The 23,465-nt window shown below is 53.7% G+C and carries 21 protein-coding genes; 7 read left to right on the forward strand and 14 right to left on the reverse strand.

Features of this window, described 5'->3' with window-relative positions:
- Positions 1-18 precede the first annotated feature (18 nt).
- The 3 genes from HED65_RS03965 to HED65_RS03975 form a co-directional block, all read right to left on the reverse strand.
- A complete protein-coding gene (locus HED65_RS03965; protein ID WP_114977533.1) occupies positions 19-762 on the reverse strand; it encodes an alpha/beta fold hydrolase in 744 nt (247 codons plus the stop codon).
- An 11-nt stretch (positions 763-773) separates the two neighbouring features.
- The gene (locus HED65_RS03970; protein ID WP_114977534.1) at positions 774-1,241 is read right to left on the reverse strand and encodes a DUF6130 family protein; all 468 of its coding nucleotides are present in this window, start codon (positions 1,239-1,241) and stop codon (positions 774-776) included.
- Positions 1,242-1,449: 208 nt separating this feature from the next.
- Positions 1,450-1,638, reverse strand: coding sequence for a YfgG family protein (locus HED65_RS03975; protein WP_114977535.1), 189 nt, complete (start codon positions 1,636-1,638; stop codon positions 1,450-1,452).
- Between the two features lie 353 nt (positions 1,639-1,991).
- On the opposite strand from HED65_RS03975, the gene HED65_RS03980 reads away from it, so the two are divergent.
- Complete coding sequence (locus HED65_RS03980) at positions 1,992-4,232, forward strand: EAL domain-containing protein (RefSeq protein ID WP_114977537.1); 2,241 nt, start codon at positions 1,992-1,994, stop codon at positions 4,230-4,232.
- A 4-nt stretch (positions 4,233-4,236) separates the two neighbouring features.
- Here HED65_RS03980 and ppx read toward each other — a convergent pair whose 3' ends face one another.
- The 4 genes from ppx to purM all read right to left on the reverse strand — a co-directional run bounded on the left by ppx (position 4,237) and on the right by purM (position 9,719).
- Entirely contained in the window at positions 4,237-5,775 is a 1,539-nt protein-coding gene (gene ppx / locus HED65_RS03985) for an exopolyphosphatase (protein ID WP_114977538.1), read from the reverse strand.
- Positions 5,776-5,778: 3 nt separating this feature from the next.
- On the reverse strand, positions 5,779-7,839 hold the full coding sequence (ppk1, locus tag HED65_RS03990; RefSeq protein WP_114977539.1) for a polyphosphate kinase 1: 2,061 nt from the start codon (positions 7,837-7,839) through the stop codon (positions 5,779-5,781).
- A 204-nt stretch (positions 7,840-8,043) separates the two neighbouring features.
- Positions 8,044-8,685: a phosphoribosylglycinamide formyltransferase gene (purN, locus tag HED65_RS03995; protein ID WP_114977540.1), complete on the reverse strand. Its 642-nt coding sequence runs from the start codon at positions 8,683-8,685 to the stop codon at positions 8,044-8,046.
- Complete coding sequence (gene purM / locus HED65_RS04000; RefSeq protein WP_114977541.1) at positions 8,682-9,719, reverse strand: phosphoribosylformylglycinamidine cyclo-ligase; 1,038 nt, start codon at positions 9,717-9,719, stop codon at positions 8,682-8,684. The genes purN and purM overlap by 4 nt, the downstream gene beginning before the upstream one ends.
- A gap of 266 nt (positions 9,720-9,985) precedes the next feature.
- Here purM and HED65_RS04005 point away from each other — a divergent pair, with 266 nt between their 5' ends.
- The 4 genes from HED65_RS04005 to HED65_RS04020 all read left to right on the forward strand — a co-directional run bounded on the left by HED65_RS04005 (position 9,986) and on the right by HED65_RS04020 (position 14,430).
- Positions 9,986-11,416, forward strand: coding sequence for a 6-phospho-beta-glucosidase (locus HED65_RS04005; protein ID WP_114977542.1), 1,431 nt, complete (start codon positions 9,986-9,988; stop codon positions 11,414-11,416).
- Between the two features lie 217 nt (positions 11,417-11,633).
- The gene (upp, locus tag HED65_RS04010; RefSeq protein WP_008501641.1) at positions 11,634-12,260 is read left to right on the forward strand and encodes a uracil phosphoribosyltransferase; all 627 of its coding nucleotides are present in this window, start codon (positions 11,634-11,636) and stop codon (positions 12,258-12,260) included.
- Positions 12,261-12,343: 83 nt separating this feature from the next.
- On the forward strand, positions 12,344-13,633 hold the full coding sequence (gene uraA, locus HED65_RS04015) for a uracil permease (protein ID WP_114977543.1): 1,290 nt from the start codon (positions 12,344-12,346) through the stop codon (positions 13,631-13,633).
- Between the two features lie 95 nt (positions 13,634-13,728).
- The gene (locus HED65_RS04020) at positions 13,729-14,430 is read left to right on the forward strand and encodes a DnaA inactivator Hda (RefSeq protein ID WP_218064865.1); all 702 of its coding nucleotides are present in this window, start codon (positions 13,729-13,731) and stop codon (positions 14,428-14,430) included.
- 19 nt (positions 14,431-14,449) lie between these two features.
- On the opposite strand, the gene HED65_RS04025 is transcribed toward HED65_RS04020, so the two are convergent.
- From HED65_RS04025 to celB, 3 genes are read right to left on the reverse strand one after another with little or no spacing between them, the layout of a single operon-like run.
- Entirely contained in the window at positions 14,450-15,871 is a 1,422-nt protein-coding gene (locus tag HED65_RS04025; protein ID WP_114977545.1) for a leucyl aminopeptidase family protein, read from the reverse strand.
- The gene (locus tag HED65_RS04030) at positions 15,871-16,827 is read right to left on the reverse strand and encodes a glycosylasparaginase (protein WP_114977546.1); all 957 of its coding nucleotides are present in this window, start codon (positions 16,825-16,827) and stop codon (positions 15,871-15,873) included. The genes HED65_RS04025 and HED65_RS04030 overlap by 1 nt, the downstream gene beginning before the upstream one ends.
- Before the next feature lie 3 nt (positions 16,828-16,830).
- Positions 16,831-18,150, reverse strand: a complete 1,320-nt coding sequence (celB, locus tag HED65_RS04035; protein ID WP_114977547.1) for a PTS cellobiose transporter subunit IIC — start codon at positions 18,148-18,150, stop codon at positions 16,831-16,833.
- A gap of 147 nt (positions 18,151-18,297) precedes the next feature.
- On the opposite strand from celB, the gene HED65_RS04040 reads away from it, so the two are divergent.
- On the forward strand, positions 18,298-19,122 hold the full coding sequence (locus HED65_RS04040) for an XRE family transcriptional regulator (RefSeq protein WP_114977548.1): 825 nt from the start codon (positions 18,298-18,300) through the stop codon (positions 19,120-19,122).
- Here the strand turns inward: HED65_RS04040 and arsC are convergent.
- Entirely contained in the window at positions 19,119-19,475 is a 357-nt protein-coding gene (arsC, locus tag HED65_RS04045; RefSeq protein ID WP_114977549.1) for an arsenate reductase (glutaredoxin), read from the reverse strand. The genes HED65_RS04040 and arsC overlap by 4 nt on opposite strands.
- 18 nt (positions 19,476-19,493) lie before the next feature.
- Entirely contained in the window at positions 19,494-20,957 is a 1,464-nt protein-coding gene (gene bepA / locus HED65_RS04050; protein WP_028016132.1) for a beta-barrel assembly-enhancing protease, read from the reverse strand.
- A 222-nt stretch (positions 20,958-21,179) separates the two neighbouring features.
- Here bepA and HED65_RS04055 point away from each other — a divergent pair, with 222 nt between their 5' ends.
- Positions 21,180-22,244: an AI-2E family transporter gene (locus HED65_RS04055; RefSeq protein ID WP_114977550.1), complete on the forward strand. Its 1,065-nt coding sequence runs from the start codon at positions 21,180-21,182 to the stop codon at positions 22,242-22,244.
- A 95-nt stretch (positions 22,245-22,339) separates the two neighbouring features.
- On the opposite strand, the gene bcp is transcribed toward HED65_RS04055, so the two are convergent.
- Entirely contained in the window at positions 22,340-22,810 is a 471-nt protein-coding gene (bcp, locus tag HED65_RS04060) for a thioredoxin-dependent thiol peroxidase (RefSeq protein WP_014171119.1), read from the reverse strand.
- Complete coding sequence (locus tag HED65_RS04065) at positions 22,810-23,379, reverse strand: glycine cleavage system transcriptional repressor (protein WP_028016134.1); 570 nt, start codon at positions 23,377-23,379, stop codon at positions 22,810-22,812. The genes bcp and HED65_RS04065 overlap by 1 nt, the downstream gene beginning before the upstream one ends.
- Positions 23,380-23,465: the final 86 nt, after the last annotated feature.

Here is a 23,465-nt window from a genome sequence, read left to right on the forward strand (position 1 = left end):
CCGCCGGGCGAATTTTTCTCAGTGCATCTGCCTCGCCTGCTCAATCGTCCGGGCGATAGCCTCCGGCTGGCTGACCATCGACACGTGGCTTGCTGCCACCTCGGCGGTTTTCGCATGGATCGCCTTCGCCATCGCACGTTCCAGATCGGGGTTGATCATCCGGTCATTTTTGCTGACTACAAACCAACTGGGTTTTTCATGCCACGCCGCGTGGGTTATCTTTTCCCCAAACGCATCAGCCTTGATTGGCCCCTGCGTGGCTGCAATCGTATCTTGAATGGCTGGCTTCACGTCAGGCGCGAAGTCCTTCCTGACCGCTTCTGTCGGCAGGTATAAATAACCGTCCGTCGTTTGGGCAATGCCCTTACTGCCCGGCGGAGCGGGGTAGGTATTCGCCAGTTCTGCCGTTGACTGACCGGACTCCGGCGCGAACGCCGCCACATACACCAGCGATTTTACCCGCGCATCGTTGCCTGCTTCGCTAATCACGGTACCTCCCCAGGAGTGGCCCACCAGCACCACATTCCCGTGTGCGCGGGCGATAGCTCGCTGCGTGGCCGCTACGTCATCTTTTAGCGATGTGAGCGGCAACTGGACGGCTATAACCTCGGTGTGTTGTTTTTGCAAAAGAGTAATCACCTTATTCCAGCTGCTACCGTCGGCAAACGCGCCATGCACCAGCACCACGCTGGTTTTACTCTCCGCCAAAGCACTGGCCGAAATCGCCAGCAAACCCGCTGTCAGTAACGATAATGCTTTCATCTTCAGGCTCCTCAGAAATGGTGGACCGGCGCATGCGCTGGCACGGTGAATTCAAGGGTTTTATGGTCAAGAGGCTTATGCGTTGGGTCGGCCAGAATAATGGTCACCTTGTGTTTTCCTGCGGGCAGTCCCACCAGAATCACCGGTTCACCGCTGGTGTCCGCCCAGTGCCAGGGGGCGTCATCCACCACAACATGAATGTGGCCGATACGCGGAGTGACTTTCAGCGCGTCGGGTCCAAATACCGGTTCAATGCGCAGGTTTTCGGCCCGATACTGAATAAACACCGCGCCTTTGCTCAGCGGACCAGCAAGGGGTGGATCGACGATCAGTTTTGCGGGCAGTTGCGGGTGTTCCAGCGGCGCAACGGCGGCGGGACCGTTAACGTCAGCTGCGCTGAGGTTGTCCAGAGGGGCGGCCTGGACATATGCGACGGAAGCCAGAGCAAGTAGGGGTAAAAGTGTGTATCGACGAATCATCGGTGTCTCTCCTCATCGGTTCTGAATGACGACAGGGAAAGAAAACCATTTTTATGTATCGGAGATATTTGCCGGAGACGGCGTTTTGTACCCGTTTGTCAGTGCGGCGCTCTGGATACAGTGCGATACAGTTTGCCAGGCTGCAGGATAAGATCCTCAGCAAAGGGATTGCAGGCATTATTCAAAGAGTGCAAAACCATCCGGCGGATCAGCGGTCAGTCATGTCGACGGTCAGGCTGGATTGCTGCGACTGGACCTTGTCCTGATGGTGATACCAGGCACCAATAGAGGAATAAACGAAGCGGCCAAAGAAAAACAGGAAGCTGATGAGCAGTATGATGCGGGTCATTCGGGTGTTAAATCGATGTCGTTTGCGCATACGCGTGGCCTGACTCACTGTGTTTTTCCTGGACATGCCCTTTTGGGCGATAGGGATATTAAGGCACAGCGGGAAGAGGGGGTCAATTCTGCAATGTGTAAATAACCGTCAATAGTTACATTAATTAATGTTATTAGAGTTAATAATTACATTTACCATATTGATAATGTGAAGAAAGTTATTGCAAAAAAATCGGCAGAAAAGGTTGTTTGCGTAAAGTAGTTTGATTTAAGTCAACAGATTCCCTGTCCTGATATTTAAAATCCTCCCTCCACACTGTTCGCCCTCCACGTTGCCGGGCGGCTCGCACGTCAGGTCGGATGCCTGTCTTTATTTTCCCTCTGGAGAGAAAGGGGTTTAACCGGGCATCTATGAACATTATTGCTTTTCTGAAAAACAATGAAGACCGCTGGTGGGCATTGCCACTTATTTTACCTGTGGTTTTACTTCCCGTGCTGAGCGTCGCGAATACGTTCACGAAACTGGGCGAAGGTATTGTGGCACTCTATTATTTACCCCTCTCATTTTTGCTTTCGCTGATGATGTTCTTTGGCCTGGAAGCGCTTCCCGGGATCGCGTTGTCGCTGTTTATCCGCTATTACCCATCGGTTGGGCTGTTTGAAACCGTCGCCGGTATGCTTCATTTTATCGTCCCGATAGTGCTCAGTTGGGGGGGATACCGGGTGTTTGCTCCCGGACGCAATATGACGGCGTACGGGGACACCCGGCTGATGGCGCAGCGCATTTTCTGGCAGGTTTTCTGCCCCGCGACGCTATTTCTGGTGCTGTTTCAGTTTGCGGTTTATCTGGGTGTGTATGAGAGTCGCCAGAGCCTTGCGGGATTATCCCCCCTTAATATTCGTACGCTCATTAACTATCAGACACTGCTGGTCAGCGGGCTGACGGGGGTACCGTTGAGTTATCTGCTGATCCGTCTGATTCGCCATCCGCGTTACATCAAAAACCTCATCTCGCAGATCCGTATACAGATAGAGAAAAAGGTGACGGTCGCTGAGTTTTTGATTTGGGCATTTGCCCTTGGCGGGCTACTTTCACTGCTGTTGCTCCCCATGAATGAAAACAGCTCAATTTTTTCCACTAACTACACTCTGTCGTTATTGATGCCGGTGATGCTCTGGGCCGCAATGCGCTTTGGCTATAAGCTGGTGTCACTGATCTGGACGCCAGTCTTGCTGGTGTCCATTCACTATTTTTACCGCTATATCCCGTTGCATCAGGGTTATGACATTCAACTGGCGATCACCTCTTCCAGCTATCTGGTCTTTTCGTTTGTGGTGATTTACATGTCGATGCTGGCGACGCATCAGCGTACCGTGAATCAACGCTCCCGCAGACTGGCGCTACTCGACCCTGTCGTACATATGCCTAACCTGCGGTCGTTATTAAACGATCTGGCTAAAAACCCCTGGTCGGCGCTTTGTTTGCTGCGTATTCCTGAACTGGAAATTTTGGGGCGAAATTACGGCGTGTTGTTGCGCATTTTGTACAAACAGCAACTGGCGCAATGGATTAATGACAAACTTCAGTCCAATGAGAAGGTCTACCACCTGACCGGGTGCGACCTGGCGATTCGACTCAACGCGGAATCCCACCAGCAGCGGATTGAAACCCTGGATGAGCATATCAAACAGTTCCGCTTTGTCTGGGATAGTATGCCGCTACAGCCTCAGGTGGGTGTGAGCTACTGCTATGTGCGGTCACCGGTGAACCATCTCTATCTGGTCCTGGGTGAGCTGGGGGTAGTTGCGGATTTATCGCTCTCTTCCAACCATCCGGAAAATCTTCAGCAGCGTGGTGCTGTCCATTTGCAGCGCAGTCTGAGGGATAAAGTCGCGATGATGAGCCGTCTGCAAAGGGCTCTCGATAACAATGAATTTACGCTGTTAGTCCAGCCTGTTTGTGGCCAGCGGGGCGATCGCTACCATGAAGTCTTGTTACGGATGCAGGATGCAAACGGGGTATTGATCTCTCCTGAACACTTCCTGCCTGTTGCACAGGAGTTTGGTCTGTCGTCGCGGGTAGATTTATGGGTGCTGGACCATACGCTACGCTTCCTGGCAGCACATCGCGAAAAGCTGCCTGGTCAGCGTTTTGCCATTAATCTGGCCCCTTCAACCGTTTGCAGAGTGCAGTTCCCGCTTGAGGTGAGTCGTTTGCTGACGAAATACACCATTGAGCCTTGGCAACTGATCTTCGAGGTGACGGAGTGCAGTACGTTTGGCAGTGCAGAGCAGGCGCAACAGATCCTCGGGCAGTTGCAGAAGATGGGGGTATGTATTGCCATTGATGATTTCGGTACCGGTTATGCAAGCTATGCCCGGCTGAAAAGCGTGGACGCTGATATTCTCAAAATTGACGGCAGTTTTGTGCGAAACATCGTTAATAACAGTCTGGATTATCAGATTGTGGCGTCTATCTGCCATCTGGCGCGAATGAAGAAAATGCTGGTGGTGGCAGAGTATGTCGAGACCGAAGAGATACGTAGCGCGGTTCACGCGCTAGGTATTGATTATGTGCAGGGATACCTGATTGGCAGACCGGCACCGCTTGAGTCACTGCTGGAGGCAGAGGCGTCCCCCGTGGACGCCTGAGCCGTTACGCTGCGACGTCGGCACTCTCTTCTTCAATTTTGAGTAGCCAGCCGGTGACAGCTTCCCAGTACTGCTGCTCTTTTTCCAGGTCCAGTAGAACCAGCGCGTTCTGGCTAAACCAGTCGTGCGGGAAGCTCAGCGTCCAGTGGTGGTCGTCGGTTTTCAGCTTCAGTGTTGGCGGTGTGGTGGTGGCCTGACGCTGATTATTAAGCAGCACGCCCAGACGCAGGAGCTGAATAAGCGGCAGGAACTGCTTTTTCTTAAACAGTGTGAAGCGGGGCAGGTCGTCAAGCTTGATGGCTTTGCGGTGATAACGTACCAGGGTGGCCATCATGGTCTGCTGCTCCTGGTTGAAGCCTGGCAGATCACTGTTTTGCAGAATATACGCCGAGTGGCGATGCATCCCGCTGTGGTTAATGTTCAGCCCCACTTCATGTAACATGGCTGCCCACTTCAGCAGGGCGGCAAGCTGTGGATGCGCCAGCTTAGGATTCTGTTCCTGCCATTGGTCGTACATCTGAACGGTCGTTTCCAGCACACGCTTTGCCTGCTCACGATCGATGTTGTACTGGTTTGCCAGGCTTTGTGCAGTGCGGCTGCGAATATCCTGATGGCGGAAACGGCCTTCCATCTCATACAGCACACCTTCACGCAGGGCGCCGTCAGAAAGACGCAGCTCCTTGATGGCCAGTGCATCAAACACACCGCAGAGGATAGCCAGACCCGGCACAAACACCGCTTTACGCTCATCAGAAAGACCCGGCAGGCTCAAGGCGTCAAAACTTTTATGCTTCAGCACTTCTTCAGTCAGCAATGTCAGGCGTTCAGGCGTGATAAACCCGTCTTTCTCGCCCATCGCCAGCAGCACTTCATGGGCCGCTTTGATAGTACCCGATGCGCCGAGCGCCACATTCCAGCCCTGAATACGGTACTGCCAGGCCAGGTTTTCCAGTTTCTGGATGGCTGCCATACGCGCCCGCTGGAAATTTTCACGAGTGATGGTGCCACCCGGGAAATACATCTGCGCGAAGCTGACGCAGCCCATACGACGGCTTTCCACCAGACGTGGCTCAAAGTCTTCGCCGATCACCAGCTCAGTTGAACCGCCACCAATGTCGATCACCAGCTTGCGCCCTTTTTCCGGCTGGGTGTGCTCAACCCCCATGAAAATCAGACGTGCTTCCTCGTTACCGGAGATGATCTCAATCGGGTAGGGGATCACTTTTTCGGCCCGTTTGAGAAATTCAGGCGCGTTCAGTGCCTGGCGCAGCGTGTGAGTACCCACGATGCACACGCTGGAAGGCGAGAAGCCCTGCAGGCGTTCAGCAAACAGCGACAGGCAGTTCAAGCCGCGCTCCATTGCCTCTTCGCTAAGCATACTGCGTTCATCAAGACCGTCCGCCAGGTGTACACGCTGCTTCAGACGACCGATGATCTGCAACGCGCCATCCACCTCACGGGCGATGACCATGTGGAAACTGTTAGAACCAAGATCGACCGCGGCAAATTCCTGCGGGCGTGGGGTCTTATCATTTATCGGCATAGGTTAATCGGGTTGCTCGAGTGATTTGATATAGTCGTAAATCGCCAGTTGCGACCGCACTTTACGGCGGTTGCCGCGCGGTACATAGCGGTTACTGAGTTCTTTGTCGATATAGCGTGCTTTCACCGTATCGCTGAACAGAATCTCGATGATATCGAGGATCTGTTGCTTCAGTCGCGGATCCAGCAGCGGTGCCGCGACTTCAATTCGATAGTCAATATTGCGTGTCATCCAGTCTGCAGAAGAGAGGTAAACCTGTTTGTCACCCGCATTATCAAAAATATAGACTCGATCGTGTTCCAGGTAACGGTCAACAATGCTGATGACGCGAATATTGTCGCTGATGCCTTCCAGTTCAGGGATCAGGGAGCACATACCGCGGATCAGCAGGTTTACCGGTACACCGGAACTGGACGCCGCGTACAGGCGGTCAACCAGACCTTTGTCGACCAGATTGTTGAGCTTCAGCGTGATGCCGGATGACAACCCTTTCTGAGCATTAGCGATCTCTTTATCGATCATATCGTACAGCAGACGGCGCGAGTTCTGCGGTGACACCAGCAGATAATCGAAATTCACCGGGCGGTATGGGTTCTCAATAAAGTTAAATACTCTGCGTACCTCGTTTGTGATGCGGGCATCAGCGGTCAGCAGCGAGTAGTCGGTATAAATTCGTGCGGTTTTCTCGTTGAAGTTCCCGGTACCGATGTGGGCATAACGTACCACGTCGTCACCCTCTTTACGGGAGATCAGGAACAGCTTGGCGTGAATTTTCAGGCCTGGAGCAGAGAAAATAACGTGAACACCTGCTTCCGTCAGACGACGAGCCCAGTGAATGTTGGCTTCTTCGTCGAAACGGGCCTGCAACTCAACGACCACGGTCACTTTCTTACCGTTGTGCGCGGCATGGATCATGGCATCGATGATGCGTGAATCTTTGGCCACGCGGTAGATGTTGATCTTGATAGCCAGCACGTTCGGGTCGAAAGAGGCCTGGCGCAGCAGTTCCAGCACGTGTTCAAACGTGTGATACGGATAGTAGAGCAGGACATCACGTTCGCGGATGGCATCGAATCCGTTGCGGAACTTATCGAACCAGATATGACGTAACCGCGGCAGCGGTTTGTTGACCAGATTGGCTTTGCCGACGTTCGGGAAGCCAATAAAGTCTTTAAAGTTGTGGTAGCGACCGCCCGGTACAATGGAGTCATAGCGGGAAATCGTCAGTTTTTCGCGCAGCATTTCAACCATGGCGTCTGGCATGTCACGCTGATAAACGAAGCGCACCGGCTCGGCCGTCAAACGCTGTTTCAGGCTGGAAGACATCAGCTCCATCAGGCTGGCTTCCATCTCGTGCACCAGGTCATATTCGGCGTCACGGGTCATCTTCATGGAATAGGCGTTTAACGCATCGTAATCGAAGAAGCCTTTGAAGATGTCGTCCAGACAGTAACGCAGAATGTTATCAAGCAGGATCATCGGCTTGCGTCTGCGCGGGGTTTCCGGCGGCAGGTTCACAAAGCGCGGTACCTTATCGGACGGGATCTCAAGCAGCGCGTAGCGGATCGATTCGCCGCGGATAATTTCCACCGCCAGGTAGGTGTAGTCATCTTTCAGGAACTGTACCAGGTCGGTTTCGCGGTTGATCAGAATCGGGGTAATGTGCTGGCGCAGATACTGTTTGAAGTAATGGCGCAGCCAGTTTTGTTGGTTAACGGAAAGCTGCCGTTCGTTAATCAGGAAGATTTGATTGCGTGCCATTTCCAGCAGCAGTTCGTTATACAGGCCGTCAAATTCCTGATCGGCTTTCAACACGCGGGACTGGATTTTGCCCAGCAGATGGCGCGAGTGAGAGTTTAGGCCCTGTTCTTCGCTGATGATGATTCGCCGTTTCAGTTCGGCAAAACGAACCTTGTAGAACTCATCCAGGTTGTTGGAGTAAATACCCAAAAAACGCATGCGCTCGATCAGCGGGTTACTTTTGTCAGCCGCTTCCTGGAGTACACGTTCGTTGAATGCTAACCAGCTTAGCTCTTTCTCGATATATAACTTTTCCTGACCCATTACAGCTCACACTCCAGTTCAATCACAGGACGTGGTAAATCCGTCTCGTCCTTATTATGGCGAGCATTTCCACGATATGTCCAACAGTGCCAGAAAAGTATGACAGTTATTTTTTTTGTTGGGGATTTTAGAGGGTTGGAGAAGGGAATATCGGGTAATGCAATTTGTAAGTCGGGTAGGCGTAGCGCCACCCGACATAACACACTACTCTTCGGCCGCATAACCCTGCGGGGGTAACTTCACGCCGTCGAGCCAGGCAGCGCCGTCGCGCATCTCCAGACGCCCGTCGACAAACCAGCTTACCACCAGCGGATAAATGGCATGTTCCTGGACCTGTACGCGTTCGGTCACGTCTTCTTCGTTATCACCTTCAAAGACCGGCACTTTCGCCTGCAGGATCACCGGGCCACCATCCAGTTCGTCGGTAACGAAATGCACGGAGGTACCATGCTCTTCATCGCCGTTTTCCAGAACCTGACGATGGGTGTGCAGACCAGGATACTTCGGTAGCAGAGAAGGGTGGATATTCAGCAGACGTCCGGCATAGTGCTCAACAAAAGCCGGGCTCAGGATACGCATATACCCCGCCAGCACTACGACATCAGGCGCGTAGGCATCTATTTCCTGAACCAGCTCGCGGTCAAAGGCTTCACGCCCGGCGAACTGGCTGGCTTCCAGCGCGTGCGCGGGAATACTTGCTTCCCGGGCGCGCTCAAGGCCGAACGCGTCGGCCTTGTTGCTGAATACTGCCCGAATGGTGCCATTGATCTTCTTCTGTTTGCAGGCGTCAATTATTGCCTGCAAATTGCTTCCGTTACCGGAAATGAGCACCACGATGTTTTTCATTCAATGACCACACGTTGTTCGGAATCGGAAGCTTTAATAGTACCGATTTTCCACGTGTTTTCACCTTTCTCTGTCAGCAGTTTAACCGCTTTATCTGCTTCGCTTGCCGGCAGGGCGATAATCATGCCCACGCCGCAGTTAAAGGTGCGGTACATTTCGTGAGAGCTGACGTTGCCTGCAGTCTGCAGCCAGTTAAAGACGGCCGGCCACTGCCATGAAGATTCGTCAATGACTGCCTGGGTGTTGTCCGGCAGAACGCGCGGGATATTTTCCCAGAAGCCGCCACCGGTCAGGTGGGCAATCGCATGAACGTCAACGTTCTCGATCAGTTCCAGCACGTTTTTCACGTAAATGCGGGTTGGAGCCAGCAGGTGATCGGCAAGCGGTTTGCCATCCAGTTCAGTGGTCTGTGGGTCGCAACCGCTGACTTCGAGGATTTTACGTACCAGAGAGTAGCCGTTAGAGTGCGGGCCGCTGGAAGCCAGTGCGATCAGGACATCACCATCAGCCACTTTGCTGCCGTCGATAATTTCTGATTTTTCTACCACGCCGACGCAGAAACCAGCGACGTCATAATCTTCGCCGTGGTACATGCCTGGCATTTCTGCGGTTTCACCGCCGACCAGTGCACAGCCTGACTGCAGACACCCTTCGGCAATACCGTTAATCACGCTGGCTGCGGTATCAACGTCCAGTTTCCCGGTTGCGTAATAATCGAGGAAGAACAGCGGTTCAGCACCCTGAACGACCAGGTCGTTCACACACATCGCGACCAGATCGATACCGATCGTGTCATGACGTTTTAAATCCATCGCCAGGCGCAGTTTTGTACCTACACCATCAGTACCCGAGACCAGAACAGGTTCACGATATTTTTGCGGCAGCGCGCACAGTGCGCCGAATCCACCCAGACCACCCATCACTTCCGGGCGGCGGGTTTTTTTCACCACACCTTTGATTCGGTCAACCAGCGCATTACCTGCGTCAATATCAACACCGGCATCTTTGTAGCTGAGAGAAGTTTTGTTGGTCACGGCTCAAGTCCCCACGCGATTGCATAGCTAGTAAGAAAAATCGGCGCAATTCTAACAGTCCAGGCAAACGTTTGCGAGCCTATTCTCGGTGAGACGATTTTTTTTTCTGTGCGGCCTGCCAATGTGTCCAAACTTGAGTCTGTTCACGAAAATGAAACCGGTTTCGGTTTTCTCCTTGCAACAGGAATCACCTTTGCACATCATTCAACTGAAACCGGTTTCTGTATTTGTTTTTGCAGAAAATAACGCAGAATGAGGGAAAGAGAATGTCAGGATTTAAAGAAGGTTTTCTGTGGGGTGGTGCGGTTGCGGCGCATCAACTGGAAGGGGGCTGGAAAGAGGGTGGAAAAGGCGTTAGCGTTGCCGATGTCATGACTGCGGGCGCGCACGGCGTGCCGCGTGAAATCACCCAGGGCGTCTTGCCGGGGAAAAATTACCCTAACCACGAAGCCATCGACTTCTATCACCGCTATAAAGAGGACATCAAACTCTTTGCTGAATTAGGGTTCAAATGCTTCCGCACCTCGATTGCATGGACGCGGATCTTCCCGAAAGGGGATGAGCTGGAGCCTAACGAAGCTGGCCTGAAATTCTATGACGATCTGTTCGACGAGTGCCTGAAGCATGGCATCGAGCCGGTCATCACGCTCTCGCACTTCGAGATGCCGTTCCATCTGGTCACCGAATACGGCGGCTGGCGTAACCGTAAACTGATCGATTTCTTTGTCCGTTTCTCAAAAGTAGTTTTCCAGCGCTATCAACACAAAGTGAAGTACTGGATGACCTTTAACGAGATCAACAACCAGGCGAACTTCCACGAAGACTTTGCGCCGTTTACCAACTCCGGGTTGAAGTATGAGTCGGGCGAAGACCGTGAGCCGGTGATGTTCCAGGCCGCGCACTATGAGCTGGTGGCCAGTGCACTGGCGGTAAAAGCGGGGCGTGAGATTAACCCGTCGCTGCAAATCGGCTGCATGATTGCCATGTGCCCGATTTATCCGCTGACCTGTGCCCCGGACGACATGATGATGGCGATGAACGCCATGCATCGTCGCTACTGGTTCACAGACGTTCACGTACGCGGCAAGTATCCACAGCACCTGCTCAACTACTTTGAGCGTCGTGGCTTTGCGCTGGATATAACCGAAGAAGATAAAGCCGCACTGAAGCAGGGCTGTGTGGATTACATCGGTTTCAGCTATTACATGTCCTTCGCCACGCAGGCGACAGCGGATAACCCGCAGCTGGATTATGACGAGAGCAAGAGCCTGGTCTCCAACCCATATGTGCAGAAATCCGACTGGGGCTGGCAGATCGATCCGGTGGGGCTGCGCTATTCCCTGAACTGGTTCTGGGATCACTACCAGTTGCCGCTGTTCATCGTTGAGAACGGTTTTGGGGCTATTGATGTGCAGGAGAGCGACGGTACGGTGAACGACCAGTACCGCATTGACTACCTGGCAGCACACATCCGTGAAATGAAAAAAGCGGTGGTTGAGGATGGTGTTGATCTGATGGGGTATACCCCGTGGGGTTGTATCGACCTCGTTTCTGCGGGTACGGGCGAAATGAAAAAACGCTATGGCTTTATCTTTGTCGATAAAGATAACGAAGGCAATGGCACGCTGAACCGCAGTAAGAAAAAGTCGTTCGACTGGTATAAGCAGGTGATTGCGAGCAACGGCGATAACCTGTAATTGTCGGGTGGCGCTAGCGCTTACCCGACCTACACTACACGTAGGCCCGCGTAAGCGCAGCGCCACCGGGCAGAACCCCGCACTCAAGCCGGAGCCCAGCCTCCGGTTTTTTTGTTTTTGCTTGATGTACGTCAAGCTAGATGGGTATGGCCTAATCCGAAAAAAGCGGTATAATCCCGCGATTTTTTTGCGGATGCCACCTCAGAGGAGAAAGAGAATGAAGATTGTGGAAGTGAAACACCCACTCGTTAAACACAAGTTGGGCCTGATGCGTGAGCATGACATCAGCACGAAGCGTTTTCGCGAACTGGCTTCTGAAGTGGGCAGCCTGCTGACCTACGAAGCAACCTCTGATCTGGAAACGGAAAAAGTCACCATCGAAGGCTGGAACGGCCCGGTGCAGGTTGAACAGATCAAAGGTAAGAAAATTACCGTTGTGCCTATTCTGCGTGCCGGTCTTGGCATGATGGAAGGTGTGCTGGAGCACGTGCCAAGCGCGCGTATCAGCGTCGTCGGTATCTACCGTAATGAAGAGACGCTGGAGCCAGTTCCTTACTTCCAGAAGCTGGTGTCTAACATCGACGAGCGTATGGCGCTGGTAGTTGACCCAATGCTGGCAACCGGCGGTTCTATGATTGCCACCATTGACCTGCTGAAAAAAGCGGGCTGCAGCAGCATTAAAGTGCTGGTGCTGGTTGCGGCGCCGGAAGGTATCGCGGCGCTGGAAAAAGCGCACCCGGACGTTGAGCTGTATACCGCATCTATCGACCAGGGGCTGAATGAGCACGGGTACATCATCCCGGGGCTTGGCGATGCCGGCGATAAGATTTTTGGTACTAAGTAATCGAATAACGATAAATAAGCCGACTTTGATAGTCGGCTTTTTTTTGAATAAAACACCAACAATACTACTCAGAGGAAAACACTATGACGCGCCGTGCTATCGGGGTGAGTGAAAGACCGCCGCTTTTACAGACTATCCCGCTTAGTTTGCAGCACCTGTTCGCTATGTTTGGCGCAACCGTGCTGGTGCCAATCCTGTTTCACATTAACCCGGCTACCGTACTGCTGTTCAACGGTATCGGGACGCTGTTGTACCTCTTTATCTGTAAAGGCAAAATCCCGGCGTATCTGGGGTCGAGCTTTGCCTTTATTTCGCCAGTCCTGTTGCTGCTGCCGTTGGGGTACGAAGTGGCGCTGGGCGGCTTTATCATGTGTGGCGTGTTGTTCTGCGTAGTGTCCTTCATTGTGAAGAAAGCCGGTACTGGCTGGCTGGACGTGATGTTCCCGCCTGCTGCGATGGGCGCAATCGTTGCCGTTATCGGTCTGGAACTGGCCGGTGTGGCAGCGAATATGGCCGGTTTACTGTCTGCTGACGGTCAGTCACCGGATTCCAAAACCATTATCATTTCTCTGGTGACGCTGGGTGTAACGGTGTTTGGCTCCGTGCTGTTCCGTGGTTTCATGGCAATTATCCCGATCCTGATCGGGGTGCTGGCGGGTTATGCGCTCTCCTTTATGATGGGTGTTGTCGATACTACGCCAATTGCCCAGGCGCACTGGTTCGCCCTGCCAACCTTCTATACACCACGCTTCGAATGGTTTGCTATCTTCACTATCCTGCCTGCGGCGCTGGTGGTGATTGCTGAGCACGTGGGTCACCTGGTGGTGACGGCGAATATCGTGAAACGCGATCTGATCCGTGACCCGGGTCTGCACCGTTCTATGTTTGCTAACGGCTTCTCTACCATTATCTCCGGCTTCTTCGGCTCTACGCCAAACACCACTTACGGTGAGAACATTGGTGTGATGGCCATTACCCGTGTCTACAGTACCTGGGTTATCGGCGGTGCGGCCATCATTGCTATCCTGCTGTCTTGTGTAGGCAAGCTGGCGGCAGCAATCCAGATCATCCCGGTACCGGTGATGGGCGGTGTTTCTCTGCTGCTTTATGGGGTAATCGGTGCGTCTGGTATTCGCGTACTGATTGAGTCCAAAGTGGACTACAGCAAAGCGCAGAACTTGATCCTGACTTCCGTTATTCTGATCATCGGCGTGAGCGGTGCCAAGGTACACATCGGTGCGGCCGAGCTGAAAGGCATGGCGCTGGCGACCATCGTTGGTGTGGGCCTGAGCTTGATTTTCAAGCTGATTTCCGTGATCCGCCCGGAAGAGGTGGTGCTGGACGCTGACGAAAGCGAAAAAGCGTCACATTGATCGTAAAACCGGGTGGGCGATCCGCCCGGTTCTCTCCTTACAGGTTCCGTGTTAAACTCCGTTCCGATTTTATGTAAGATCTGGTTGAGGTATTTCTGAACGGACCGGCACAGCTCTCTCTGCCACTTTATCTCCCTGACGACGAAACTTTCGCGAGTTTCTGGCCGGGTGATAACCCCTCTTTACTGGCTGCACTGCAAAACGTGCTGCGTCAGGAACACAGCGGATACATCTATATCTGGTCACGCGAAGGCGCGGGGCGTAGTCACCTGCTGCATGCCGCCTGTGCGGAGCTTTCTGCGCGTGGTGATGCGGTAGGCTATGTGCCACTGGATAAACGTACCTGGTTTGTGCCTGAAGTGATGGAGGGAATGGAACATCTCTCACTGGTCTGCATTGATAATATCGAATGCGTGGCGGGGGATGAGCCGTGGGAAATGGCGATTTTTAACCTCTACAACCGCATTCTGGAGTCGGGCAAAACCCGGCTGCTGATCACCGGCGATCGTCCGCCACGCCAGCTCAATCTGGGTCTGCCGGATCTGGCTTCCCGTCTGGACTGGGGGCAAATCTATAAGCTCCAGCCGCTGTCGGATGAAGACAAGCTTCAGGCGTTACAACTGCGCGCAAAGCAGCGTGGATTTGAGCTGCCGGAAGACGTGGGCCGTTTTCTGCTCAAGCGCCTGGATCGTGAAATGCGTACCCTTTTTGATACGCTCGATCAGCTCGATCGCGCCTCCATTACCGCCCAGCGCAAGCTGACTATTCCGTTTGTGAAAGATATCCTCAAGCTTTAAGTTTGCTCGTCCTGGGCGGTTAACGATCGCCCAGTAAGTGCTCCACGAGCAGCGGAATCGGTCTGCCCGACGCCACGCTTCGCCCGCTCTCACGCCACAGCGCCGTACCACTGATATCCAGATGCGCCCACGGGATAGTTGGTGGACAAAAGTGATGTAGCAGCCATGCCGCGGAGGCGCTGATTGCCGCGTTATTGCCTGGTGTATTGCAGAGATCGGCGATGGCGCTGTCGGTCTGCTTTTTCAGCCGGGCATCCAGCGGTAGAGACCAGACTTCATCGCCGCTCTGTTTACCCGCGCGGGTCAGTGCCTGACGCAGTGGTTCATCCTGCGTCATCAGCCCGCTCAGTTCATATCCCAGCGCTTTAACCACTGCACCAGTGAGTGTTGCCATATCAATGAGATAGCGCGCCTGCGGATGCTGCTTACTGGCCCAGGCAATCGCATCTGCCAGTACCAGCCGGCCTTCGGCATCGGTGTTGTTGATTTCAACAGTGGTGCCGTTGCAGGCGCGTGCGACCGTACCGGGTTGCATGGCATCAGGGCCGATCGCGTTTTCCGCCAGCGCCAGCACGCCCATCATACGAACAGGCAACGCCAGCTCTGCCGCAGATAGCATAAGACCCAGCACGTTTGCCGCCCCGCACATGTCATATTTCATGGTGTACATGCCCGCGCCTTCTTTCAGCCACAAGCCACCGGTATCAAACGTAATGCCTTTACCCACGTAGCAGCGCACCGGGCCATCAGTGACTCCGTCATAGTGAATTGCCAGCAGGCGTGGCGGACAGGATGCCCCTTTGCCCACGGCGTGCAACAGCCCCAGACCTTGTTCAATGATTTGTGTTTCATCGAGTACTTCACATCGCAGGGCGGGGAAGTCGGCACACAGTTTTTGCGCCTCTTCCACTACATACTCAGGCGTGCAGCGATCGGATGGCATATCCGCCAGACGCCGTGCCGCCACCATGCCATGGGCAATGGCCTGCTGCTGGTGGAAGATAGCCTCGAGTCTGTCCTGCTGCTCCGGCAAACAAAGAGCGGTTATATGCTGTAGACGTACCGCTGATTCGTTGGTTTTCTTTAGCTTTAAGTCGCTGAGCCTGTGCGCCTGATTAAAGAGAAAACGCAGTACTTGCGCCAGCACAACGTCGTTGATATCCGTGACGTCCAGTACCACATCAGGACTGGCGGGTGAAGCCAGGAGTGGGCGCAGCGCCGTGAGTAATTCTTCGGTTAGATTATCGTGCCAGAGCGCATCCGGCAGCAGGGTGATTCGGGCAAAAGGTGCGCAGCCAAAGCGGGTGTCCGTGACGCAATCAGGGGCGCGCATCTCGGCGATAAGCGCTGTCTCTGGCAGCAGGTTGCAGGTGGTACGGGCGATTAAATGGCTCTGCGGCTTCGCATCTGAAAGCGCAGTAATAAGCTGATATGTAATCATCATTGTTCCTCAATCGGCGCGCGGATCCGCGCTGCGTAAGCCTGCATCCAATCCTCATCCACGGCCTGATAATGTGTCTTCTCATGCAGACGCTCGGTACGAAACACGGTAAGAGGCTGGCGAGCGGTAGCAACCACGAACGAGAACGTTTTGATGTTGGTTGCGGCGCCAAATTCGCCCTTGTTATTCATGCAAACGACGGAAAGATCGCCCACACGACCAAAGCGCGACATAAGTTTGTCCTCCAGCTCAAAGACGACCGAGTCGGCAGCCTGCTGCGGCGGCATTCCCTGCGCCATACGACGAACGATTTCATAGCTGGTACAGCCTTTCATCAGATCTTCACCGACACCCGTGGCGGTGGCTGCACCGGTTTCACTGTCGCAGTAAAACCCGGAGCCAATTATTGGTGAATCACCAATGCGCCCTCGCTTTTTCATAAACAGCCCACTGGTGGAGGTTGCGACGCTCATCGAACCCTGTTTATCGAGGCCGATAATGCCGACGGTATCGTGGCCATCATAGGGACTCAGGCCCTTATCCAGCGTCTCCCGGCAGCGTTTGCGGTAATGCTGCATTGCACGGTCGGTGAGCATGGTTTTGTTGGCAAAACCCTGGCTTAGCGCCCATTCCCGTGCACCCTGGCCGACCAGCAGGCTGTTATAGCGTTGACGACTCAGCGCGTGGGCCACGCGTACCGGGTTGGCGATATCCACCAGATTACCGACTGCGCCAAAAGCCAGCGTGTCGCCATCCATATAAGCAGCGTCCAGCTCAACTTCACCGTTCTCCGTTGGCAGCCCGCCGTAACCGACAGATTTATAAAGCGGAAAGTCTTCGACGGTCGCTACGGCATCCACCACCGCCGCAGCGACCGGTTTCCCCGCAGCCAGCGCCGACGCAGACTCTGTTACTCCTTCGAGCGCCATTCGCCAGGTTGCGATAATTCCCCACATGCTTTACTCCTGTTTTGCAAGGGTGGTGTCGGATTGCGTAACAGTGGCAATTTCCGCCGCGCGGTACTGTTTGTCCACGATACGCATGAAAGGCAGATACAGCATGGCGCCAATCAGCAGGTTAATAAGCTGCATGACGCTGCCGCTGAGGTGTCCGGTGACGATAAAACCGCTGATGACGGGAGGCAGCGTCCAGGGGATAAACACCCCGGTAGTGACGGCAACCGCACCAATTTTCATTGCTGCATACTGCACGGTGACCAGCACCAGCGGCACCAGGTTGAAGGGAATGAGCATAATGGGGTTCATGATCACCGGCAGACCAAACAGTATAGGCTCGTTGATATTGAACACCGAGGCTCCTGCACCAAGCCGGGCCACTTCACGCATATTTTTACTGCGGGCGAAAATCAGCATCGCTATCACCAGCGACAGCGTTGCCCCTGCGCCACCCATCCAGATCATGTCAAAAAACTGTTCGGTAATAATGTGTGGCGGGGTTGTGCCGGCCTGAATAGCGGCGATGTTGTCGGTCTGGTTCTCCATCCACAGCGGGCGAATAATGCCGTTGATCATTGAGCCTGAGTTAATGCCCACTGACCACAGAATAGTGATGCTGAAGACGGTCATCAGTGCGCCAAAGTAAGAGGTGCCGTAGTGGCGCACCGGAGTGGCAACGACTTCATAAATGAACTGGTGAATGGTGTTGTAATGGGTATTTTCAAAGACGATGCGGATAACCAGCACCAGAATCATCACCAGCAGCGCCGGGATCAGCGCCGCGAACGACTCCTGCACCGCTGGCGGTACGCCATCAGGCATTTTGATGACCAGATTTTTGCGCTTCAGCCAGCAGAACAGCTCCGTCCACAGCAGCGAACCAATCATCGCCACAAACAGCCCTTTACTGCCAATCCACTCCACGGGTATCACGGTGATACCACCGTTTTCAGCCACTTTGATAAAGGGAGTCAGGATCAGGAAGGCGACCAGCGACAGAATACCGCAGGAAATGCGATCTTCACCGTAGTGCTCGGCCAGGCGAAACGCCACCAGGAAGCTGATGAACAGCGACATGGTCGAGAACACCGCATTAAACGGGATCTCGATAATAGCACTCCAGCTTTCACCAAAGGCCTGAGACATAAACTGCTGGTAGGTTTGATTCGGGAACGACGAGATCACCAGCAGAATAGAGCCGACGATGATAAATGGCATGAATGAAACGTAGGCACCGCGAATCGCACCCAGATGACGCTGCTGAGCCGTTTTGGCCGCCAGCGGCATCAGTTTTGCTTCAAGAAATCCCAGAACATTGTTCATTGTGAACTCCGTACAAGATTGAGTGGTGTTGTTTATGTTATGTGTGTGGATTATCAGTGAAGCGTGGCGAACGAAAGGTGAAATCGGTCACAAAGCATTCGTTGATGTTATATAAGTCTTATGAGATTGGTTTCATGGAGCTTTGTGATGGAAATTAAACTACACGCCAATGCCACGACTACGCCACGTATTCGTCGCTACCTCCAGCAGTCTGATAAAAGCGACAGAGAGCTTGCGGTTGAGCTTGGGATCTCGGTGACCACCGTCAGGCGCTGGCGCAATCGCGAACAGGTTTCAGATAACCATACGACGCCAAAAGTGATACACAAAGCGATGAGACAAGAGCAGGTGGCTCTGGTCAATACGCTGCGTGACATACTGGGCGCACCGCTGGATGAGTTGTTGTTACTGGTAAATGACGTTCTGGGGATCCCCGTTTCCAGAGCGACCCTGAACCGTTATCTGAAGCCCGCTTCGGCAACACAGAAGGGGGCACCGTTGCAGGGTAAAAAGGCGCTGAAAGCAGGCATCGTGCCGCATCAGCTGGAGTTACATCATCTGCCTTTGTCGCTGCATATGGACGATGGCGGGGAGCAACATCTGCTCTGGGCGCGTGAGCCGGTGAGCGGTTGGTGTTTTGCCCGGCTTTACGCGGGCGTATCACCTCAACTCCTGACCCGCTGGGTTCAGGCGTTACTTGAAGCTTGCCCGGCACTTATACAATCTATTGAGACTTTTGGTTTCTACATCACGTTGCCGGAGCAAGATATCGCCGTAAAAGTGCATGCGCAAAAACACAGCGCCGTACGGGTCGCAGTACCTTTACAGGACATTATCCCGCGCGTGAAAAGTGAACCTGCCGGAGAGTTGCTGATTCAGTTGTGCGAATTTTATAACCAGGGTAAAGCGCAGAAAAAGCTGGGAGACAGTACGCCGCAGGCGTTTTTGAACGCGCTGCGGCGGGGGGATTAGAGGATCTCGAGTACGTCTTCCGGCGGGCGTCCAATACGTGCGTGGCCGTTTGCCACGACTATCGGGCGCTCAATCAACTTAGGATTTTCAACCATAGCCTGCACAAGCTCAGCCTCAGTGAGACGGGTGTCATCCAGATTGAGAGACTTATAGAGGTCCTCTTTCTGGCGCATCAGCTCTCTTGCACTGCCCATACCCAGCATGTGCAACAGCTGGCGGATCGTCTGCGCGTCCGGCGGTGTCTCGAGATAGAGCACCACTTCCGGGTCAATACCGTTAGACTTCAGCAGGCTCAGGGTATCGCGGCTCTTGGAGCAGCGCGGGTTGTGGTAAATTTTTACGGCGTCAGGCATGACGTGAATTCTCCTTTATTACATCTTCTCGTACGGCTTAAAGCGCTGTTGCAGGCCGCGAAGCTGATCGATACGCGCGTCGTAACGGGCTTGCTGGAGGCTGCCGAGTTTGACCTGCGCGCTGGCGCTGCTGAGTGCGGAAATAGCCTGATCGAGGCGCCCCACCAGGGCAAAGCCTTCGGCACGCGCCGCCAGCTCCTGATCGCGGTTGCCCAGTTGGGCTTCCGCCTGAGCGAGCAGATCCCAGCCGTTTTGATCGTCTTTATTATTAAAGGTATAGCGGTTCAGAATGGTCGCCGCTTCAGCAGGTTGACCACCCTGTAAGTAAGCGTTCGCCAGGTTAAGCTGCAGCACCGGGTTAGTACGTACGTCCTTCGCCCCTTTCAGGCGATTAATGGCATCGGTGGTTTTCTTCTGCCCCAGATCAATATCCGTCGAGAGATCGAGATACCACGGGTTATTCGGGTCGGCGGCCAGAAGGGGTTGCAGCGCTTTACGCGCCTCGTCGTATTTGCTGGCTTCCATCGCCTGTAACGCCTGACCATACTGGGCGGCGTTTTTTTCACGCACATTGCCTTTCGCCAGGGAATCCAGCAGATCACTGGTGAGCTGGTTACGCCCGGAATTGTACATTCCAAGCGTTCTCACTTTCGCCATGTAGAAATCCTGCGACGACTGGACCACTACCGGGCGCATCTGGTTGGCACGGTTACGCGCATCTGACAGGCGACTTTCCGGTAAGGGGTGGGTGAGCAGAATTTCTGGTGGACGGGAAGAGTAACGTGCCTGATCGAGCAGTTTTTCCAGGAAGCTCGGCATAGCCTGTGGGTCAAAACCAGAACGTTGCAGCACCTGAATCCCGATGCGGTCTGCTTCCTGTTCGTTTTGTTGCGTAAAGCTGATCATCCCCTGTCGCGTTCCCGCGAGGGTACCGGTTAATGCTGCCATCCCGGCCTGCGGGCTGGCCATCGCCAGCAGAATAGAGCCCAGCGCCCCAACCCAGGTCAGCGGTGCGTTACGTTTCTGGTCTTCCATCGCGCGTGCCAGGTGGCGTTGGGTGACGTGCGAAATTTCGTGTGCCATAACGGAAGCCAGTTGGCTTTCGTTATCAGAGTAACGGAATAATGCCGAATGCAGCACCACGTTGCCGCCAAAGAAGGCGAAGGCGTTGATTTCGTCATTATTGATTAAATAGAAGTGGAAGGGCGTTTTTACCGAGTCGGCATGCGCAACCAGACGCATCCCCAGACCGTTGATGTACTGAACAAGTAAAGGGTCATTGATGAGCGGGGCGCTACCGCGCAACTGGCGAACATAGTAATCACCCATTTGCATCTCTTGCCCAATGGAGAGCGTGCTTCCTGCTGTGGTGCCCATGTCCGGCAATGAATCGGACGAGTCAGCAAAAGCGGGCAACACCTGACCGACCGTCAGTGCGGCTATCAGTGTTGCAACCAGTGTTTTTTTCAACTGCCTGAACATAACCACTGTCCTGTATGTTGGTTGTGCTAATTTGACCGATGAACCGGCATATCGTTCATCGCAGCTCGCCTTGCGAGTGTAGCCGTGTTGCAGCATGAAGAAAATCCCATTCATCAGGCTTTTGCGAATCGTGACAGTGAGACAAAAAGCGAAAGTCTTTTTTGTGACAGTTAGATACAATTCATATTCTCACTCCTGCCATTCGATTCAGGGAAGGGTTGTATGCTCGAAATGTTAATGCAGTGGTATCGGCGTCGGTTCAGCGACCCGGAAGCCATTGCTTTGCTGGTTATTCTGGTCGCCGGATTTGGCATCCTGTTCTTCTTCAGCGGTCTTCTCGCGCCCCTGCTGGTGGCGATTGTGCTGGCGTATCTGCTGGAGTGGCCAACGGTGCGGCTGGAACATATTGGCTGTTCCCGTCGCTGGGCAACCAGCATCGTACTGGTGTTGTTTGTCGGCATTCTGCTGCTGATGGCGTTTGTTGTCATGCCGGTTGCCTGGCAACAGGGAATTAACCTGATCCGCGATATGCCGGGCATGTTGAATAAACTTTCTGATTTTGCCGCCACGCTACCGCGTCGCTATCCAGCCCTGATGGATGCAGGGATTATTGATGCGATGGCCGAAAATATGCGCGCCCGCATCATGACCATGGGCGATTCGGTGGTGAAATACTCGCTGGCCTCCCTGGTCGGGCTGCTGACGCTGGCGGTTTACCTCGTGCTCGTCCCGCTAATGGTGTTCTTCCTGGTCAAAGATAAAGAGCAGATGCTGAACGCCGTCAGGCGCATTTTGCCGCGTAATCGCGGGCTGGCAGGACAGGTCTGGCAAGAGATGAACCAGCAGATCACCAACTACATTCGCGGCAAAGTGCTGGAGATGATTGTGGTCGGGGTCGCGACGTGGATCGGCTTCCTGATCTTCGGTCTGAACTACTCGCTGCTACTGGCGGTGCTGGTGGGCCTCTCAGTTCTTATTCCGTATATCGGCGCGTTTGTGGTGACCATTCCGGTTGTGGGCGTCGCGCTGTTCCAGTTTGGCCTCGGGACTGAGTTCTGGAGCTGCTTCGCAGTGTATCTGATTATTCAGGGGCTGGATGGTAATCTGCTGGTACCAGTACTGTTCTCAGAGGCGGTGAACCTGCATCCGCTGGTGATTATCTTATCCGTGGTGATTTTCGGTGGGTTGTGGGGATTCTGGGGCGTGTTCTTTGCCATTCCGCTGGCAACACTGATTAAAGCCGTGGTTCACGCCTGGCCGGACGTACCGGCGATAGAAGACAAGTAGTTTTTGTGTGGCCTGATGCCCTCATACCGACCCTCTCCCACGGGAGAGGGCGTAAACACTAAAAACGGCAACCTGGGTTACCGTTTTGCTGTTTATCAGGCACTTTGTTTCAGCCAGTTCAACACCACGTCGTGGTGATTGCTGGTTTTGAAGTCATCAAACACATGTTCAACTTTACCGTCAGCGTCAATCAGGAAGCTGATGCGGTGAATGCCGTCGTAGGTTTTACCCATAAATGTCTTCTCGCCCCAGACGCCGAACTGCTCGCACACCTGATGGTCTTCGTCAGAAAGCAGCGTGAAGTTCAGCAGCTCTTTCTCGGCAAATCGTGACAGTTTTTCTGGTTTATCGGTGCTGATGCCCAGCACTTCCACGCCGACTTTTTTCAACTCGTCCATGTTGTCGCGTAAGCCGCAGGCCTGTACGGTGCAGCCGGGGGTCATGGCTTTCGGGTAGAAATAGACCAGAACACGCTGTCCCTGGAAGTCGGTCAAATTTACTTGCTCGCCGTCTTGATCCGGTAAGCTAAATTTCGGTGCGATATCACCGGCTTTCAGTGGATTCATTACTCAACTCCATCCTGTTCGTGCTGCGAATAATTGACGACGCTTATACTGCCTTGCGCGTTTAATTCTGTACAGAGGGCTTTGAACGCTTGCTCGATATTTGACGCATCCTGTGAGGCAGGGCTGTGTGCGGTAATTTGAATAAAGAGCGTGGGAACGGCGCTCTCGTCGCCCGGTTGTGTACGGGAAACGAGCTCAGCGATGTTCATCTGATGGCTGTCAAACAGTGCGGTAAAGCGCTCAATCAGATGAGGGGAATCAGGGACTTCAACCTGCACCCAGACAGTTGCAGGCATAGCCGGACGCGGGCGCGCGGTGGTACGTTTCATCACGATCAGCAAATCCAGCTCCGCACCTTTCAGTGGCAGGGTAGATTCGATAAGCGTAATCGCATTCCATGTTCCGGACAGCAGCATAATAAACGTGAACTCTTCGCCCAGCATTGCCAGGCGGCTGTCTTCGATATTGCAGCCGCAACTGCTCACGTGACGGGTGATGGTGTTCACGATACCCGGCCTGTCGGCACCCAGCGCAGTGATAACCAGGTAATGTTGTGATGAGGTTGTCAAACCTGTTCTTCCTTTGCATGGTTAAGTCTTCCTAAGGAAAGCATAAAAAAAACATGCATACAACCGCCTGAGGGCCTCAGGTCGCT

It is taken from the genome of Pantoea sp. LS15 (assembly GCF_012241585.1).
GTDB lineage: Bacteria > Pseudomonadota > Gammaproteobacteria > Enterobacterales > Enterobacteriaceae > Enterobacter.